1 protein-coding gene is annotated in these 526 nt (G+C 74.7%); it reads right to left on the bottom strand.

Going from position 1 to position 526, the window contains the following annotated elements:
* A partial coding sequence (locus tag LK493_RS10090) for a hypothetical protein (protein WP_227790929.1) occupies positions 1–526 on the bottom strand: 526 nt, incomplete at both ends.

Below are 526 nucleotides of genomic sequence, written 5' to 3'. Positions count from 1 at the left end.
TGAGGCAGTGGACGGCGGGGACCATCGCGATCCCGCCGCCGATGCAGCCGGCCGCCACGAGCCCCTCCGCGGCGGCCTTCCCGTCCCAAGGAGGGCAGCGCCTCGCGACCCTGGAGGGCCTCGACTCGAGCCAGGCGTCCCCGTGCGTGCGCGTGGGCGCGCGGTCGCCGGCGAACGTCCCGTCGTGGAGCCTCGCCCATGAACGGCCCCAAGAAACGAATCCGAGCGCGAGGACGGAGGCCGCGACGAGGGCGAGCGCCGCGAGCAGCTCGCCCGCCTGGCCCGACGCCGCCGCGTCGGCGGCCGCCTCGAGGGGGCCGCGGAAGACGTAGGTGGGCTCGGGGCCCGGGTCGGCCGTGGGCAGCCGCAGCAGGACGGAGAGGCCCGAGATGAGGGATAGAGTCCACCACCTGGTGTAGTCCCAGGCACCGGCGGCCGCGGCGCAGGCTATGACGGCGGCGACGCCGTGGGCCGCGAGCGTGCCGGCGAGCTCCCTTTTCATGTCGCGGTTGAAGGATTTCGGTTT

This window comes from Collinsella aerofaciens, from assembly GCF_020709435.1.
Taxonomy (GTDB): Bacteria; Actinomycetota; Coriobacteriia; order Coriobacteriales; family Coriobacteriaceae; genus Collinsella; species Collinsella aerofaciens_AU.
The sequence above is the reverse complement of the archived record's forward strand: the minus strand, read 5'-3'. Positions and strand labels throughout refer to the sequence as shown.